17 protein-coding genes are annotated in these 14721 nt (G+C 68.7%); 13 read left to right on the top strand and 4 right to left on the bottom strand.

Annotated features, from left to right (window positions below; genetic code table 11):
- Window positions 1-38 precede the first annotated feature (38 nt).
- The 5 genes from ACQ1RG_RS01605 to ACQ1RG_RS01585 are packed head-to-tail and all read left to right on the top strand — an operon-like array spanning window position 39 to window position 3610.
- Entirely contained in the window at window positions 39-350 is a 312-nt protein-coding gene (locus tag ACQ1RG_RS01605) for a DUF2516 family protein (RefSeq protein ID WP_009380482.1), read from the top strand.
- 7 nt (window positions 351-357) lie between these two features.
- Window positions 358-1185, top strand: a complete 828-nt coding sequence (locus ACQ1RG_RS01600) for an alpha/beta hydrolase (protein ID WP_430600436.1) — start codon at window positions 358-360, stop codon at window positions 1183-1185.
- A 9-nt stretch (window positions 1186-1194) separates the two neighbouring features.
- A complete protein-coding gene (locus tag ACQ1RG_RS01595; protein ID WP_100227529.1) occupies window positions 1195-2622 on the top strand; it encodes a glycosyltransferase in 1428 nt (475 codons plus the stop codon).
- Window positions 2622-3227, top strand: coding sequence for a YbjN domain-containing protein (locus ACQ1RG_RS01590; RefSeq protein WP_009380485.1), 606 nt, complete (start codon window positions 2622-2624; stop codon window positions 3225-3227). Before ACQ1RG_RS01595 ends, ACQ1RG_RS01590 begins: the two co-directional genes overlap by 1 nt.
- Window positions 3224-3610, top strand: a complete 387-nt coding sequence (locus ACQ1RG_RS01585) for an iron chaperone (RefSeq protein WP_040342358.1) — start codon at window positions 3224-3226, stop codon at window positions 3608-3610. Before ACQ1RG_RS01590 ends, ACQ1RG_RS01585 begins: the two co-directional genes overlap by 4 nt.
- A gap of 248 nt (window positions 3611-3858) precedes the next feature.
- Here ACQ1RG_RS01585 and ACQ1RG_RS01580 read toward each other — a convergent pair whose 3' ends face one another.
- Window positions 3859-4803, bottom strand: a complete 945-nt coding sequence (locus ACQ1RG_RS01580) for a bile acid:sodium symporter family protein (protein ID WP_009380488.1) — start codon at window positions 4801-4803, stop codon at window positions 3859-3861.
- Window positions 4804-5049: 246 nt separating this feature from the next.
- On the opposite strand from ACQ1RG_RS01580, the gene ACQ1RG_RS01575 reads away from it, so the two are divergent.
- Complete coding sequence (locus ACQ1RG_RS01575) at window positions 5050-5793, top strand: phosphoglyceromutase (protein WP_009380489.1); 744 nt, start codon at window positions 5050-5052, stop codon at window positions 5791-5793.
- 12 nt (window positions 5794-5805) lie between these two features.
- Here the strand turns inward: ACQ1RG_RS01575 and ACQ1RG_RS01570 are convergent, their stop codons facing one another.
- Window positions 5806-6723, bottom strand: coding sequence for a LysR family transcriptional regulator (locus ACQ1RG_RS01570; RefSeq protein ID WP_009380490.1), 918 nt, complete (start codon window positions 6721-6723; stop codon window positions 5806-5808).
- Window positions 6724-6794: 71 nt separating this feature from the next.
- Between ACQ1RG_RS01570 and ACQ1RG_RS01565 the strand changes: the two genes are divergently transcribed.
- A complete protein-coding gene (locus ACQ1RG_RS01565; RefSeq protein ID WP_009380491.1) occupies window positions 6795-7829 on the top strand; it encodes an EamA family transporter in 1035 nt (344 codons plus the stop codon).
- Window positions 7830-8025: 196 nt separating this feature from the next.
- Here ACQ1RG_RS01565 and phoU read toward each other — a convergent pair whose 3' ends face one another.
- On the bottom strand, window positions 8026-8688 hold the full coding sequence (gene phoU / locus ACQ1RG_RS01560; RefSeq protein ID WP_009380492.1) for a phosphate signaling complex protein PhoU: 663 nt from the start codon (window positions 8686-8688) through the stop codon (window positions 8026-8028).
- Between the two features lie 240 nt (window positions 8689-8928).
- On the opposite strand from phoU, the gene ACQ1RG_RS01555 reads away from it, so the two are divergent.
- Together ACQ1RG_RS01555 and ACQ1RG_RS01550 are read left to right on the top strand one after the other, a co-directional pair.
- Window positions 8929-10260: a sensor histidine kinase gene (locus ACQ1RG_RS01555; RefSeq protein WP_051995626.1), complete on the top strand. Its 1332-nt coding sequence runs from the start codon at window positions 8929-8931 to the stop codon at window positions 10258-10260.
- Window positions 10257-10937, top strand: a complete 681-nt coding sequence (locus ACQ1RG_RS01550) for a response regulator transcription factor (RefSeq protein ID WP_009380494.1) — start codon at window positions 10257-10259, stop codon at window positions 10935-10937. The genes ACQ1RG_RS01555 and ACQ1RG_RS01550 overlap by 4 nt, the downstream gene beginning before the upstream one ends.
- Before the next feature lie 59 nt (window positions 10938-10996).
- On the opposite strand, the gene ACQ1RG_RS01545 is transcribed toward ACQ1RG_RS01550, so the two are convergent.
- Window positions 10997-11620, bottom strand: a complete 624-nt coding sequence (locus ACQ1RG_RS01545; protein WP_009380495.1) for a hypothetical protein — start codon at window positions 11618-11620, stop codon at window positions 10997-10999.
- A gap of 227 nt (window positions 11621-11847) precedes the next feature.
- Here ACQ1RG_RS01545 and ACQ1RG_RS01540 point away from each other — a divergent pair, with 227 nt between their 5' ends.
- The 4 genes from ACQ1RG_RS01540 to ACQ1RG_RS01525 all read left to right on the top strand — a co-directional run bounded on the left by ACQ1RG_RS01540 (window position 11848) and on the right by ACQ1RG_RS01525 (window position 14700).
- Window positions 11848-12330 (top strand): CarD family transcriptional regulator, encoded by a 483-nt coding sequence (locus tag ACQ1RG_RS01540; RefSeq protein ID WP_009380496.1) that lies wholly within the window; start codon window positions 11848-11850, stop codon window positions 12328-12330.
- 41 nt (window positions 12331-12371) lie between these two features.
- Window positions 12372-13100, top strand: coding sequence for an IspD/TarI family cytidylyltransferase (locus tag ACQ1RG_RS01535; protein WP_009380497.1), 729 nt, complete (start codon window positions 12372-12374; stop codon window positions 13098-13100).
- A gap of 83 nt (window positions 13101-13183) precedes the next feature.
- Window positions 13184-13663 carry a 2-C-methyl-D-erythritol 2,4-cyclodiphosphate synthase gene (gene ispF, locus ACQ1RG_RS01530; RefSeq protein ID WP_095376234.1) on the top strand — a complete coding sequence of 160 codons (480 nt, stop codon included), beginning with the start codon at window positions 13184-13186 and terminating at the stop codon, window positions 13661-13663.
- The gene (locus ACQ1RG_RS01525; RefSeq protein WP_009380499.1) at window positions 13660-14700 is read left to right on the top strand and encodes a hypothetical protein; all 1041 of its coding nucleotides are present in this window, start codon (window positions 13660-13662) and stop codon (window positions 14698-14700) included. The genes ispF and ACQ1RG_RS01525 overlap by 4 nt, the downstream gene beginning before the upstream one ends.
- Window positions 14701-14721 lie beyond the last annotated feature (21 nt).

Here is a 14721-nt window from a genome sequence, read left to right as displayed (position 1 = left end):
CGGTGCCGGTGTCAGGCCCGATTGCTAGGCTTAAGGGCATGGAACTCATTGCTGACTTTCAGCGCCTGGTCTTTCTCGCCCTCACGGTTGCGGCGTTCATCGTCCAACTCTGGGCGTTCATCGACTCGCTGCGGTACAAGGATGAGAACTACCGTGCGGTGGACAAGCAGTCGAAGAAGTTCTGGGTCATCCTGCTCGCCGTCGGTCTCGCGCTCGCTCTCATCGCGCTCCCGCCGCTGGGCATGAGCATGATCTTCCTCAACCTCCTCGCCCTCGTCGGCGCGATCGTCTACCTCACCGACGTGCGCCCGAAGATCAAGGCCATCGACCCCAGGAATCGGAACCGCTGACCCGGGGATGAGCGAGGATTTCAACTTCCCCGGTGCCGACACCGGGTATATCGCGACGTTCGGCTCCGGCGACCCGCACACCCTCTTCAGTCACGGCTTCGCCGGCGCGATCCGCGACACCCGGCCCTTCGGCACCGGCATCTCCGGCACCAAGCACTTCCTCCACCTCTTCGGCCACGGCGGTCGCCCCTCGCCGGGCCTTGGCTGGGACTATGCCCTCATCGCCGAAGCGCTCGCCGAGGCCCTCACCGCCACCTCGGCGACCAGGGCGCTCGTGGTCTCGATGTCCGCCGGCGGACTCCTGCGCCTGCTCAGCGACGGTCATCCCGTGACCGAGGGCCTCGAGAAGGTCGCCCTCGTCCTCCCCGCCTCGTTCGCCGGTTTCCCCGCCGAGGTGGTTCGCTCCCACACCGCCTACCTCGAGTCCCTGCGCGGCCTCGTCGCCGCCGGTGACGTCGAGGGCATCACCGACCTCATGCTCTCCCGTGAGCCTGCCGAGGTGGCCGACCTCCTCCCGGCGCGAGCGTGGACCCGGACGAAGGCCGAGAACCTCGTCACCACGGACATGTCCGACGGGCTCGGACTCGCGCTCGAGATCGCCGTCGACGGGCAGTACCTCGGCGGCGGCCTCGACGCCGCGGCGGAGCGGCTGCGCGACTTCGCCGGCGAGGTCCTCGTCCTCACCCACGAGGACGACCCCGCCCACCCCGCCTTCATCGCCGAGGAGATCGCCGCCGCGATCCCCGGTTCGCGCCTCGAAGTGCTGCCGGCCGGATCGATCCTGTGGCGGGGTCGCCATGAGGTCCGCCGGATCCTCGGCGACTTCTTTGGCTAGACTGACTCCGTGCGCATCTCCGTCCTCTCACTTCACACCTCGCCTGCGGCTCAGCCCGGGCAGGGCGATGCGGGCGGGATGAATGTCTACGTCGACCATACGGTCAGGGCCCTTGCCGCATCAGGACACGAGGTCGACGTCTTCACCGCCGACCCGCACGGCCTCGGCGTCGCCGGCGACGAGCAGGCGCGTTCGGTCACCCTCGCACCCAACCTCCGCCTCCACCGTCTCGACGTCGACGCCGACAGCAAGGACGCGCTCGCGGGCAGGCTCGACGACCTCGCCCGCCTGCTCACAGCCCACCCCGTCTTCACCGCCGCAGACCTCGTGTGGGCCCACTACTGGATCTCCGCCGAGGCGGCCCTGCGTGCCGTGCGCACCCGGGGCGGGCCGCGGCCGACGATCATCGCGAGCATGCACACGATCGGTGCCGTGAAGAACCGGGACTCCGATACCGCCGAGGAATCCCCGCGCCGACTCCGCACCGAGGAGCGCATCGCCGCCGGCGTCGACCTCCTCGTTGCGAACACCCCGGCTGAGCGCCGTGACCTCATCGGCGAGCTCGGTGCTGATCCTGCCTCCGTCGTCGTCGCCCGGCCCGGCGTCGACCATGCCCTCTTCTCACCCGGATCGCGGCGGGCCGCCCGCGCCGAACTGGGACTCGCGGCCGATGAGAACCTCGTCCTCTACGTCGGACGGATGCAGTTCATCAAGGGCACCGACGTCGTCGTCGATGCCCTGGCCTGCCTTCACGAGAACAACCCCGAGCTCTCCGCGCGGACACGGGGCGTCCTCCTCGGCGCGGCCTCCGGATGGGTCGAACCCTCTGCGCGACCGGGCACCCGCGGCGCTGGTCGTGCCGGTGCGGACGGACGCGGGCGGACCGCTCCGGATCGCGAGTGGAACACGCCCTCCGACTTCCACGCCACGCTGTCGGCGGCGATCGCCGCGGAACCGAATGTCGAGGTCAGGCCGCCCGTGCCTGCGGCCGAACTCGTCACCTACTACCGTGCCGCGGACGTCCTCCTCGTGCCCTCGCGCAGCGAGTCCTTCGGGCTCGTCGCCGCCGAGGCGGCCGCTTCCGGTCTGCCGTCGATCGCCGCGGCCGTCGGCGGACTGCCGGAGATCGTCGAGAACGGATATTCGGGACTGCTCATCGCCGACCACAACCCGCGGCACTGGGCGCTCACCCTGGAGAGGCTCCTCGGCGACGCGGAGCTGCGGGCCGAACTCGCCGACCATGCGGCGGCCCGGTCGCAGCGCTTCGACTGGAACCGGACCGTCGCCGCCGTCCTCGACGCCGTCGCCGGGGAACGCGAGGACTCTGCCCGGATCCGCTCGGGAATCGGAGCCGCTTCCCGGGGCATGGCCGGAGACCGCGGCACCCGCGACGCGAGCGACCTCACGGCCCCGGGCGTGTGCGGAGGATGGCGCTGATGAGCGTCGAGCCGGCCGTGCTCATGCAGGGCATCACGGGCTGGGCCGAGGCCAACGACGTCGCCGTCGACAGCCTCGACGACACGTCGATCGCCGTCGTCCTGCCGGGAGAGCGGAAGCTCAAGACGACCGTGTCGATCGTCGTCTCCGCGCGGACGGCGGAGCTCGCGGCCTTCGTCATCCGGCACCCGGACGAGAACGCCGAGGCCTTCAACCGGTGGCTGCTGCGAAAGAACATGAAGCTCGGAGCGGCGTCTTTCGGGATCGACCACCTCGGCGACGTCTATCTGAGGGCCACGGTTCCGGTCGACCGTCTCCTCGACGACCTCGACGCTCTCCTCGGTGAGATCCTCACCGTCGCCGACGAGTCGTTCAACGAACTCCTCCTGCTCGGATTCCTCACGGGCATGAAGAAGGAGTGGGCATGGCGGGTGAGCCGCGGTGAGTCGACCCGGAATCTCGCGGCGTTCGAACATGTCCTCGACAGCCCGGACAATGAGTTCCTCGGCACGATTGGGCCCGAGCGGCCTGAGCCGAGTCCCAACGACCCCGGGGGAGAGGCTGCGCCGACCGGGCACCCGACGACCGACGGCGACCGACGATGATCAAGCGAGTGGATCTGAGCAGGCCGGGCAATGTCGACGAATACATCGCGACCTTCGACTCGGTCGAGCAGCAGGACTTCCTCCGTCACCTGCGCGACCTCAGCCGGGAACACGCCCCGACCGCGGGCGAGGGCCTCAAGTGGGGCAATCCGGCGTACTTCCTCGACACCATCCTCTTCGCGTTCGCCGGGTACCAGCGGCACGCGAACGTCGTCTTCACGCCGAGCACGAAGGACGCCTTCGCCGACAGGCTCACCGACTTCGACACCGGCAAAGGGTCGATCAGACTGCCGTACGACGAGGAGATCCCCGACGCCCTCCTCGCAGATATGATCGCCTACCGTATACGCGAATTCGAGGTCGACGGCGTCAAGTGGATGTGAGTCCGAGGTCGAGTTTGAGTCCCTCGTGACTCGCGGTGTATCCGAGGCGTTCGTAGAAGCGGTGCGCATCGGCCCGGGACCTGTCCGTCGTCAGCTGAGCCAACCGAGCACCGGACTCTCGTCCCCGCTCGTGTGCCTGACCGTGAAGCGCCGATCGGCGATATCGATCGTGTGCGGGGCGATTTCGCCGAATCCCGACCGGGGTGCTTCGTCGGGCTTGGAGTCCGCGCGTCGACGTGGACGGCGGCTCACGCCGACTGCGGCGTGCGGGACTGCTCGGTCGCCTCGGCGGGCGGCTTGCCGTAGGGCAGGCGGGCGAAGATCGAGGCGAGGACGGCACCGGAGACGTTGTGCCACACGCTGAAGACCGCGCCGGGCAGCGCCGCCAGCGGGGAGAAGTAGGTCGTCGCCAGCGTCGAGGCCAGGCCCGAGTTCTGCAGTCCGACCTCGAACGCGAGCGCTCGGCGGGTCGGGGTGTCGAGGCGGCAGGCCGTGGCCACACCGTAGCCGACGCCGAGCCCGAGGAGGTTGTGCGTGATCACGGCGAGGAGGACGAGGATGCCCGCCGAGGCGATCGATCCGGCCGACCCGGCGACGACGATCGCGACGATGTAGGCGATCGCGATCGAGGCGAGCCACGGCAGCACGGGCGCGATCCGATCGACGAGACGTGAGGCGACGAGACGGACGAGGACGCCGACGATGACCGGCACGAGCACCGTCTGACAGATCGAGACGAACATCGACCAGAACGGCACGTCCATGTACGACCCGGCCAGCCACAGCGTGAGCAGGGGAGTGAGGACAGGAGCGAGCAGCGTCGAGAGCGTCGTGATCGACACCGACAGCGCGGTGTCGCCCTTCGCGAGGTACGTGACGACGTTCGACGCGGTACCGCCGGGGGCGCAGCCGACAAGGATGACGCCGACGGCGATCTCAGGCGGCAGACTGTAGACGGTGACGACGAGGAGGCCGAGCAGCGGCATCGCCACGTATTGGGTGACGACGCCGAGGACGACGACCCACGGGCGCTTCGCGATCCTCGCGAAGTCCGGGAGGGTGAGGGTGAGTCCCATGAAGAACATCACCACGCCGAGGCTCCACGTGATCGTCGGGGCCAGCGGAGTGAACGTGTCCGGGGAGAGGAAGCCCGCGATGCCGGCGAGGATGACGAGGACGGGCAGCGCGGTCACCGCGATGATCGAACTGCGCTCGGCCGTCGACTGCGGCTTCGCGGACGGACGGGGTCGGGGGCTGGCGTGCGATCGGACATATGCGAAGACTACTCCCAGCGTTTCGTCATGCAAGACCCATGTCCGTACTCTGAGCGCCCTTAGGTCGGGCCGTCGCGAGTCCCACCGCCGGCGGGAAGTCGAGGGCGCGGAGCCGGCCGCGGACCGGCGGGCACCCGCGCGGGGTCTCGTGCGAAGATAGGGGCCATGACGCATAACCTCATCCTGCTGCGCCACGGCGAAAGCGAATGGAACCAGAAGAACCTCTTCACCGGCTGGGTCGATGTCACCCTCACCGAGAAGGGCCGTGCCGAGGGCAAGCGCGCCGGCGAGCTGCTGCGCGAAGCCGACCTCATCCCCGACGTCGTCCACACCTCGCGCCTCAAGCGGGCGATCCTCACGGCGAACCTCGCACTCGAAGCCGCCGACCTCTCCTGGCTCGACACCCACCGCAGCTGGCGCCTCAACGAGCGCCACTACGGAGCGCTGCAGGGCAAGGACAAGAAGGAGATCCGCGACGAGTTCGGCGAAGAGCAGTTCATGACGTGGCGTCGGTCCTTTGACACCCCGCCCCCTGCGCTCTCCGATGCCTCCGAATTCTCCCAGGCCCACGATCCGCGGTACGCCAACCTCGGCGACTCGGTGCCGCGCACCGAATGCCTCGCCGACGTCATCGACCGTCTCCTGCCGTACTGGTACGACGTCCTCGTTCCCGAGCTCGCCGACGGCCGCACCGTCCTCGTCGTCGCCCACGGCAACTCCCTGCGGGCGCTCGTCAAGCACCTCGACGGGATCTCCGACGCCGACATCACCGGGCTGAACATCCCCACCGGCATCCCGCTCCACTACGAGCTCACCGAGGACTTCACGCCTGTCACCCCCGGCGGCACCTACCTCGACCCCGAGGCCGCGAAGGAAGCGATCGGCAAGGTCGCCAACCAGGGCCGCTGAGGCCAGGCAGCTTCAGCCGCACGCCGTCTCGAACTCCCCGGCGATCGCCTGGAGCTCCTCCCGGAGCAGGGCGATCGCCGGGGAGTTCGTCATCGAGCGGCGCCACACGACGTGGATCGACCGGGCGATCGTCGGATCGTCGAGCGGCACCGCGGTGACGTCGGCCGGCAGGTGCGGCCTCCCGAGTCGGGGGACGAGCGCCAGCGCCCGCATCGACCGGCAGAACTCGACCTGGGTGTCGTACTCGACGGCCCAGTACTCGACGCGCGGCTCCGAGCTGAGATCCTCGAAGAGCGCAACGAGCCACCGATGGCACACCGCCCCGCGCGGGGCGGAGACGAAGACCTCGCCGACGAGGTCGGTGCGGGTCACCTCGGCGCGCGAGGCGAGATGGTGGTCGCGGTGCATGACGATGTCGGCCCGGTCGACGGCGATGACCTCCGAGGTCAGGGTCGAGGGCAGGCGGAGGACCGAGCTGTTCCAGTCGAAGATGAGCGCGGCGTCGATCCGCCCCGCCGAGACCATCTCGACGAGCTCATCGGGATCGGACTCGACGTTCGTCACCGTGAGTTCTGGCGCCGCCTCCCGCAGTCTCGGCAGCGCCGGCACGAGGAGACCGCGGATGCCGGTGGAGAACCCGCCGACCGTGATGCGCCCGCGCGGTTCGCCCGAACGCGCCCGCGCCTCGGCCTCGATGCCCTCGAGGTCGTGGAGGATCTGCGCGCCCCGGCTGCTGAGCTCACGGCCCATGGGGGTGAGCGAGATGCCGCGTCCGGAGCGCTCGGTGACCGGGGCGCCGAGGTAGCGCGAGAGCTTCTGGAGCTGATGGCTCACCGCGGCCGGGGTGTAGCCGAGGGAGTCGGCCGTGGCCGTGACGGAGCCGAGCGCGTCGAGGGCGACGAGGGTGCGCAGGGCGACGATGTCGATCATCAAATTACTGTAATGAGTCCGCGTAAGGACTTTCAATGGAAATTTGATCAGCGCGCTGGGATCCTGAGGTCATGCGACCCGTCCACCAGCTCCTCGCGCTTCTCGTCGTCGTCCTCTGGGGCGTCAACTTCGTCTTCATCGACTTCGGACTCCGCGATTGGCCGCCCCTGCTCCTCGTCGCCGCGCGGTTCACCATGGTCGTCATCCCGGCGATCCTCTTCGTGCGCTTCCCCCGCGGCAGCCTCGGGCGCATCCTCCTCATCGGCGTTTTCATGTCCGCCGGACAGTTCGGCCTCCTCTACACCTCGCTCTTCCTCGGCCTGCCGGTGGGCCTGTCCTCGATCATCCTCCAGATCCAAGCCGCCTTCACCGTCGTCGTCGCCGCCCTCGCGCTGCGCGAGACCCCGACCCGCCGACAGGTCATCGGCATCCTCATCGGCCTCACCGGGCTCGCGGTCATCGGGCTCAGCCTCGAGGCCTCGACACCCGTCGCCGCCTTCGTCGTCTGCCTCGCCGCCGCCCTGTCGTGGGCGATCGGCAATGTCATCGCCCGCGGGGTCAAGCCGGGGATCAGCGGACTGCAGATGACCGTGTGGTCGGGTCTCGTCGTCCCCGTGCCGATGCTCGGGCTCTCCCTCCTCATCGACGGGCCCGCCGAGGTGGCCCGCGCCGTCCTGCACCCGACCTGGGGTGTGCTCGCATCCGTCGTCTACACCGCTGGCGTCGCCTCGCTCATCGGGTATGTCATCTGGAACTCCCTGCTCGCGCGCTTCCCCGCCTCGCAGGTCGCCCCGTTCACACTCCTCGTCCCGCCCGTGGGAGTCGGTGCAGCGTGGCTCGTCCTCGGGGATCGGCCCACGGTGCCCGAGCTCATCGGCGGCGGCCTCCTCATCCTCGGAGTCGCCGTGACCACGGGGGCGCTGCGGACGGTCGCGCGGGGCATCGGGCGTGTGGTCCTGCGCCGAGGCGGGAGACCCCGCCGAGGCGAGCGGCCGCGGCGTCGCACGGTCGTGGCCCGCGAGCACCCTGAGACCGCAGGTGCCGGCGCCGAGAGTGAACTCGGAGCAGCGGCCTCAGGACGGAATGGGCAGGAGATCGCGCGGTGAATCTGACCAGAGTGACCTCGACTCGGGCGGACCTGGACGGCCGCACCCGGGAATGGGTCACTCCGGTCGGGGTCGTCCGGGAGGTGAATGACGATCGCCGAGGTGGAGGAACCACCTCGGCGATCGTCGTTGTCAGCGGTGCGAGCCTGCGCTCACGCCCCTGACCGGGACGGTGTGCACGACTGCGAGCCTGCGCTCACTTGCGGGAGAGGTAGGGCTCCCAGTTGCCGGTGAGCAGGTACTCGACCTTCTGCGAGACGGAGACGGCGTGGTCGCCGAAGCGCTCGTAGTAGCGGGAGAGGAGCGTGACGTCGGCGATGTGGCGCGGCGCGAGGTCCTCCGCGGGAGCGTCGGCGAGCTTCGCGAAGACGGAGAGGTGGAGCTCGTCGAGCTCCTCGTCGATCGCGTTGATCGTCGGCACCATCGACAGTCCCGGGTTCGACAGGAGGTTGACGGTCGCCTCGGCGATCTTCTCTGCCGCATCGCCCATGCGTGCGAAGGTGCCGGAGAAGTGCTGCGGGATCGCGGACTCGGGGTAGCGGATGCGGACCTGCTGGGCGATGTGGCGGGCGAGGTCGCCCATCCGCTCGAGTGAGGCGCTCATCCGCAGGGCACCGATGACAGCGCGCAGATCGGCGGCGACGGGGGCCTGCAGGGCGAGGATCTCCGCGGCCTGCTGATCGAGAGTGTGCTGCATGGCGTCGATGTCCGCGTCGGCCTCGATGACCCGTTCGGCGAGATCGAGATCGTTGTTCTGCACGGCCTGGTTGGCCAGGCGGATGGAGTCGAGGACCTTGGTGGACATGTCGACGAGCTGGGTGGCCAGTTCGTCGAGCTCATTCCTGAAGACTTCGCGCATTGAGTGCGTTTCCTTAATCTCGTGCGAGGTGAGAGTGCGTGGCGCAGTTCTCGTCGATCGGCCGTGCCCGCGGCCCGGGCGGAATCGCCGCGTGCTCGGGGATCCGGGCAGGCACACTGACCCCAGCTTTCCAGCGCCGTGTGAACGAGACTTGTCGGTTCGGTGAATTCCTCGCCAAAAGGCCTGTCAGCGAGTGAATCCGGTGCGACCGCCGAGCAGACTGCGCCTAAGCTTGGTCACGTGGATCTCTTGATTGTAGCGGTCCTGACCGGCATCGTCGGCCTGGGACTCGGCATAGCGGGCATACTCGCGTTCCGTTTCAGCGAACGCTCCCGCGATGCTGCCGATCTGCATTCCGAAGACGATCTGCCCGAGGGCATCGCCGAGGTGCTCGCCGTCCTCCCGTCCGCTGCGATCGTCCTCGACGCCGGTGACGACGTCGTCAAAGCCTCACCCGCCGCCTACACGTTCGGCCTGGTCAGAGGTCATTCCCTGTCGTCGCCGGAGATGCTCGAGGTCGTCGAACGGGTGCGCGCACGCGGGCTCATCGAGGAGATCGACCTCGAGCAGAAGCGCGAGCTCTCCGACTCGGTCCTCCGCTACCTCCACGCGCGCATCGCTCCGCTGGGCACCGCGTTCATCCTCGTCCTCTGCGACGACCAGACCGAGTCCAAACGCGTCGACGCCGTGCGCCGGGACTTCGTCGCCAACGTCTCCCATGAGCTCAAGACCCCGATCGGGGCGATGGCCCTCCTCGCCGAGGCGGTCACCGACTTCTCCGACGACCCGGCCGCCGTCGAGCGCTTCGGCGGACGCATGCAGCGGGAGTCGAAGCGCCTGACCCAGCTCGTCCAGGAGATCATCGACCTCTCCCGGGTCCAGGACCATGCGGCTCCGTCGACGACGGAGAAGATCTCCGCCGCCGAGGTGGTCGAGGATGCCGCCGACCGTGCCCACACCCGAGCCGAGGCGAAGCGGATCCACATCGAGGTCGCCCCACCGTCGTCCCTCCTCGTCGAGGGCAACTACGAACTCCTCGTCAACGCGGTGCGCAACCTCATCGACAACGCGATCAACTACTCTCCCGACGGCACGCGCGTGGGCGTCGGGGTCGAGCTCGTCGACGAGCGCGTCGAGATCTCGGTGACCGATCAGGGCATCGGCCTTTCCCGGCAGGACACGGAGCGGGTCTTCGAGCGCTTCTACCGCGTCGACCCCGCCCGCTCCCGGATCACCGGCGGCACCGGCCTGGGCCTGAGCATCGTCAAGCACATCGTCGCCACCCACGGCGGTGAGGTGCGCGTGTGGAGCCGACTCGGGAAGGGCTCGACGTTCACGATCGTCCTCCCGCTCGCCGGGACGCAGACCGTCGCCGAGGCGACCTCGTCCGCGCCGGCGGGAGTCCTCCTCGAACACTCCGCGCAGGCCGGGGACGACTCCGGGACTGCGGACGACCGGGTCGACGCTGACCCGGCGGCAGCCTCGGCGCATGACAACGCCGAGGGCGCGGAGGAGAATGGGACTGCCCAGGTTTTGCCCACTGGAAGCGAACAAAGGAAGCTCACGACGTGACTCGAATTCTGCTTGTTGAGGACGAGGATTCGTTCTCGGATCCGCTGTCGTACCTGCTCGGCAAGGAGGGGTACGAGGTGACTGTTGCCGATGACGGACTCAAGGCTCTCGCGGAGTTCGATCGCAATGGTGCCGACCTGGTGCTCCTCGACCTCATGCTCCCCGGTGCCTCGGGCACCGAGGTGTGCCGTGAGCTGCGCGCGAAGTCGAATGTGCCGATCATCATGCTCACCGCCAAGGATTCGGAGATCGACAAGGTCGTGGGGCTTGAGCTCGGCGCCGACGACTATGTGACGAAGCCGTACTCCTCGCGCGAGCTCCTTGCCCGGGTCCGGGCGGTGCTGCGCCGCAACGTCGAGGCCGAGAGCTTCGACGAGTCGATCCTCGAAGCCGGCGGGGTCCGGATCGACGTCGAACGCCACGTCGTGTCCGTGCGCGGCGAAGAGCTGTCGATGCCGCTCAAAGAGTTCGAGCTCCTCGAGATCCTCGTCCGCAACTCCGGGCGCGTGATGACCCGCGGTCAGCTCATCGACCGGATCTGGGGCGAGGACTACGTCGGGGACACGAAGACCCTCGACGTCCACGTCAAGCGCCTGCGCGCGAAGGTCGAGGAGAACCCCTCGGAGCCGCAGCTGCTCACGACCGTCCGCGGACTCGGGTACAAGTTCGAGGCCTGAGGGCAGACAGCGAAGGGGCCGCTCACCATGTGGTGAGCGGCCCCTTCGCTGTGCGCGCGTCAGCCGTCGGCGGACGCGGTGCCCTCTGCAGGAGCGGTGCTCTCGGTGGTCGCGCCCTCGGTGCTCGTGCTTCCCGTGGAAGTCTCCTCGCCGGCGCTGCTGCCGGTGGGCTCGTCGGTCGGCATGTCCGACGGCGACGGCGTCGGGACGTACTCCTCGTAGTAGGGGAGCACATCGGAGAGGACCTGGGTCTGGATCGTCTTCTCCTGGCCGCCGGTGGCCACGGTGATGTCGACGAGGTCGCCGGGCTTGGCCTGGAGGCTGTCGACGATGACCGGTTCGTCCGTCGACGACGCCGGGCTCTCCGGATCCTGGACGAAGGTCTCGCCGGCTGGAACGGTCTCGGTGATGGTCTTCCCGGAGACCTCGACGGAGACCTCGGCAGGAGCATCGCCCTTGTTGACGAGCGTGAAGAACAGCTGGGCCGGGCCCTTGCCGCTCTCATCCATGATGAGCAGGAGACCGCGCACCTCGACGTCGCCGACCGTTCCCCAGGCTCCGTCGCCGCCGTTGTACTGGTACTCGGCGGTCTGGTGAGGCGACAGCAGGCTGGCGCACCCGCTGACCGGGAGGACGAGCGCGATTGCGGCAACTGCGAGAGCCGCGCGGTTGTGCCGTTTCATTGTGCTCCTTGAAGTGGCAATACAAGATCCGTCTGTATACTACCCGGTTTTTGACCTTCCGTAGAACCGGCTGGGAGATCCCGGAGAGGAGGATCACTTGTCCGACGAGCACGCTGCGGACAGTGGGCAAAAAGGCTGAGCCTAGCACGGAGAATCGGCCGCCTGGGCGATTTCTGTGGCGCGCCTCATGGTAAACTGGGATTCCGCGAAAGGGGTTTGAAGAGAATATGAGTTTCCAGGTCGGCGACACTGTTGTCTATCCACATCACGGTGCAGCGACAATCCAAGAAATCAGGCAACGAACCATCAAGGGTGAGGAGAAACTGTATCTCAAGCTCCAGGTCGCGCACGGCGATCTCGTGATCGAGGTCCCGGCTGAGAACTGCGACCTCGTGGGTGTCCGCGACGTCGTCGGAGAAGAGGGTGTCGAGAAGGTCTTCACCGTCCTCCGCGCGGAATTCGTCGAAGAGCCGACCAACTGGTCCCGCCGGTACAAGGCGAACCTCGAGAAGCTCCAGTCCGGTGACGTCATCAAGGTCGCCGAGGTCGTCCGTGACCTCTGGCGCCGTGAGCAGGATCGCGGACTCTCCACCGGTGAGAAGCGCATGCTGTCCAAGGCGCGGCAGATCCTCGTCTCCGAGCTCGCCCTCGCCGAGAAGAAAGAGGAGTCCGAAGCCGAAGCCCTCCTCGACGAAGTGCTCGCGTCCTGAGCACCTGCGTCATCGTCCCGGCCGCAGGGTCGGGAACGCGCTTGGGTCATCCCGAGCCGAAGGCTTTCGTCTCCGTGGACGGGCGCACGCTGCTCGCCCACAGTCTTGAGGCCATCATCTCCTCGGGAGTCGCCACCACCATCGTGGTCGCGGCTCCCGAGGAGTTTCTGCTTCTCGCCCGCGCCGAGATCGACGAGGTCCGCGGGCGGCTTGATGCGGATGACGCGGCGGACAGCGCAGCCGACGTCGAGATCGTCGCCGTCGTCGGCGGTGCCGACCGCGTCGAGTCCGTCGACGCCGGACTGCGTGCCGCCGGTGAGCACGACGTCGTCCTCGTCCACGACGCCGCCCGGGCGCTCACCCCGCCTGATGTCTTCCGTCGGGTTGCCGATGCGGTGTCCTCCGGCGCCGAGGCGGTCGTCCCTGTCCTGCCCATGATCGACACCGTCCGGCGGGCGGAGGCGGTCCACGGTGCCCCCGCAGACGCCGACTTCGAGGTTCTGCGCGGTGACCTCGACCGGGGGAGTCTGCGGCGGGTCCAGACGCCGCAGGGGTTCGCCGCTGAGATCCTCCGCAGGGCCCACGATGCCTACCGTGAGGAGGTGCGCACTCAGGGTGCGGACGCTCGTGAGGCCACCGACGATGCGGGGCTCGTCGAGCGCCTCGGCGTCGATGTCGTGGCCGTCGCCGGTGATGAGGAGTCCCTGAAGATCACCTACCCCCTCGACCTCGTCCTCGCCGAGCACATCGCCCGCACGCGCGGCCGCTGAACCACTACCCTGGCAGTAGACGACTGCTGTCCGGACAGGGCTCCGTCGTCGAATCAGACCAAGCGACGATGAAGGGTGAGGCGATGACCATTCCGCGCACGGGGATCGGCGTCGATGTCCACGCGTTCTCCGACGACCCGTCACGCGAGCTCTGGGTGGCTGGACTGCTCTGGCCCGGCGAACGGGGCCTCGAGGGGCACTCGGATTCCGATGTCGCCGCGCACGCGTGCTGCGATGCGCTCTTCTCGGCGGCGGGGATCGGGGATCTCGGGGAGCATTTCGGCGTCGACCGTCCGGAGTTCGCCGGGGCGTCCGGGGTCAGACTCCTCGCCGAGGCGGGCCGTCTCGTCCGCGAAGCCGGATTCGCGATCGGCAACATCTCCGTCCAGGTCATCGGGAACCGGCCGAAGATCGGCACCCGCCGGGCTGAGGCGCAGGAGGCGCTGTCGCGGGCCGTCGGTGCGGAGGTGTCCGTGTCGGGGACGACGACCGACGGACTCGGGCTGACCGGGCGCGGCGACGGGGTCGCGGCGATCGCGAATGCGCTGGTGCACCGGCCATGAGGATCCTCTTCCAGGGCGCCGGGGCGATCGGCATCGCCGGTGCCGCGCTGTTCGGCGACCGGCATGAGACCGTCGTCGTCACGCGCACGCCGACGCCGAACCCGGTGGCCGCCTGCCCGCAGTGCGTCGGATGGTTCGACGAGCTCGCCCACGATGGCGCGTCGGGAGTCGACGCTGCCCGAGACGCCGCATCGACGCGACGGGTGACGATCACCGATTGGGCCGGCATCGAGGAGGCCGGAGGGTTCCGGCTCAAGCCCGGCAGTGAGACTGCGGCAGCCGACGGCACAGGGGTCTCTGTCGCGGAGGCGCGACGGCACTGGCAGCGCGGCAGGAGCCGCAGAGCCCGTGACCGGCGCGTCCAGGACTCGTGGGATCTCGTCGTGCTCACGACGCGGCCGGGCGACCTCGATGAGGATGTCGCCGCGGCGGTGCGAGCGGTCGCTCCTCGGTGGGTGGCGATCACGAGCCAGGTCGACGGGGACCTCGAAGTCGCCCGGTCACTCTTCCCCGGCGCCGAGGTCGTCGTCTTCGGTCCCGCATTCCTCTCCGAACGCACGACCTCGCACACCGTGCGGTTCTGGACGCCGCTGGGCGCAACGGCCTTCTTCGTCGCCGGCCCAGCCGAGCCCGTGCGTCGTCTCACCCGTGCGCTCGGGTCACTCGTCCTCCCTGTGCCGCTCGAGGCACTGCTCGTGCCGCCCGCGGTCTTCATGCCCTTCGTCGCCGAACTGAGCATCGACGGCGGGGAATGGGATGAGCTCCTCACTCATCTCCGTCGTCCGAGCGACGCCGCCGCCGAGGCGGTCCGCGCGGTCACGGGTGTGCCGGTGCCGATTCTGCCCGCAGTGGCGCGGGCCGTCCTCGAGCTCGCCGAGCGGGTGTCGCCGATCCCGATGCGCGAGTACGCCGGACTGCACTTCTCCCGGCACGAGGGGCAGACGCTTGCGATGCTCGACGGGTGGATAGCACGGGCGCCGGAGCATGCGGCGCTGACTGAGATCGCGGACGGACTGCGAGCAAAACTCGCCTACTGAGCGTACGCGTCGGCCCCCGCC

The sequence above is a fragment of the Brevibacterium sp. K72 genome (assembly GCF_050562175.1).
Taxonomy (GTDB): Bacteria; Actinomycetota; Actinomycetes; order Actinomycetales; family Brevibacteriaceae; genus Brevibacterium; species Brevibacterium casei.
This window is presented reverse-complemented; position numbering and strand designations above follow the sequence as displayed.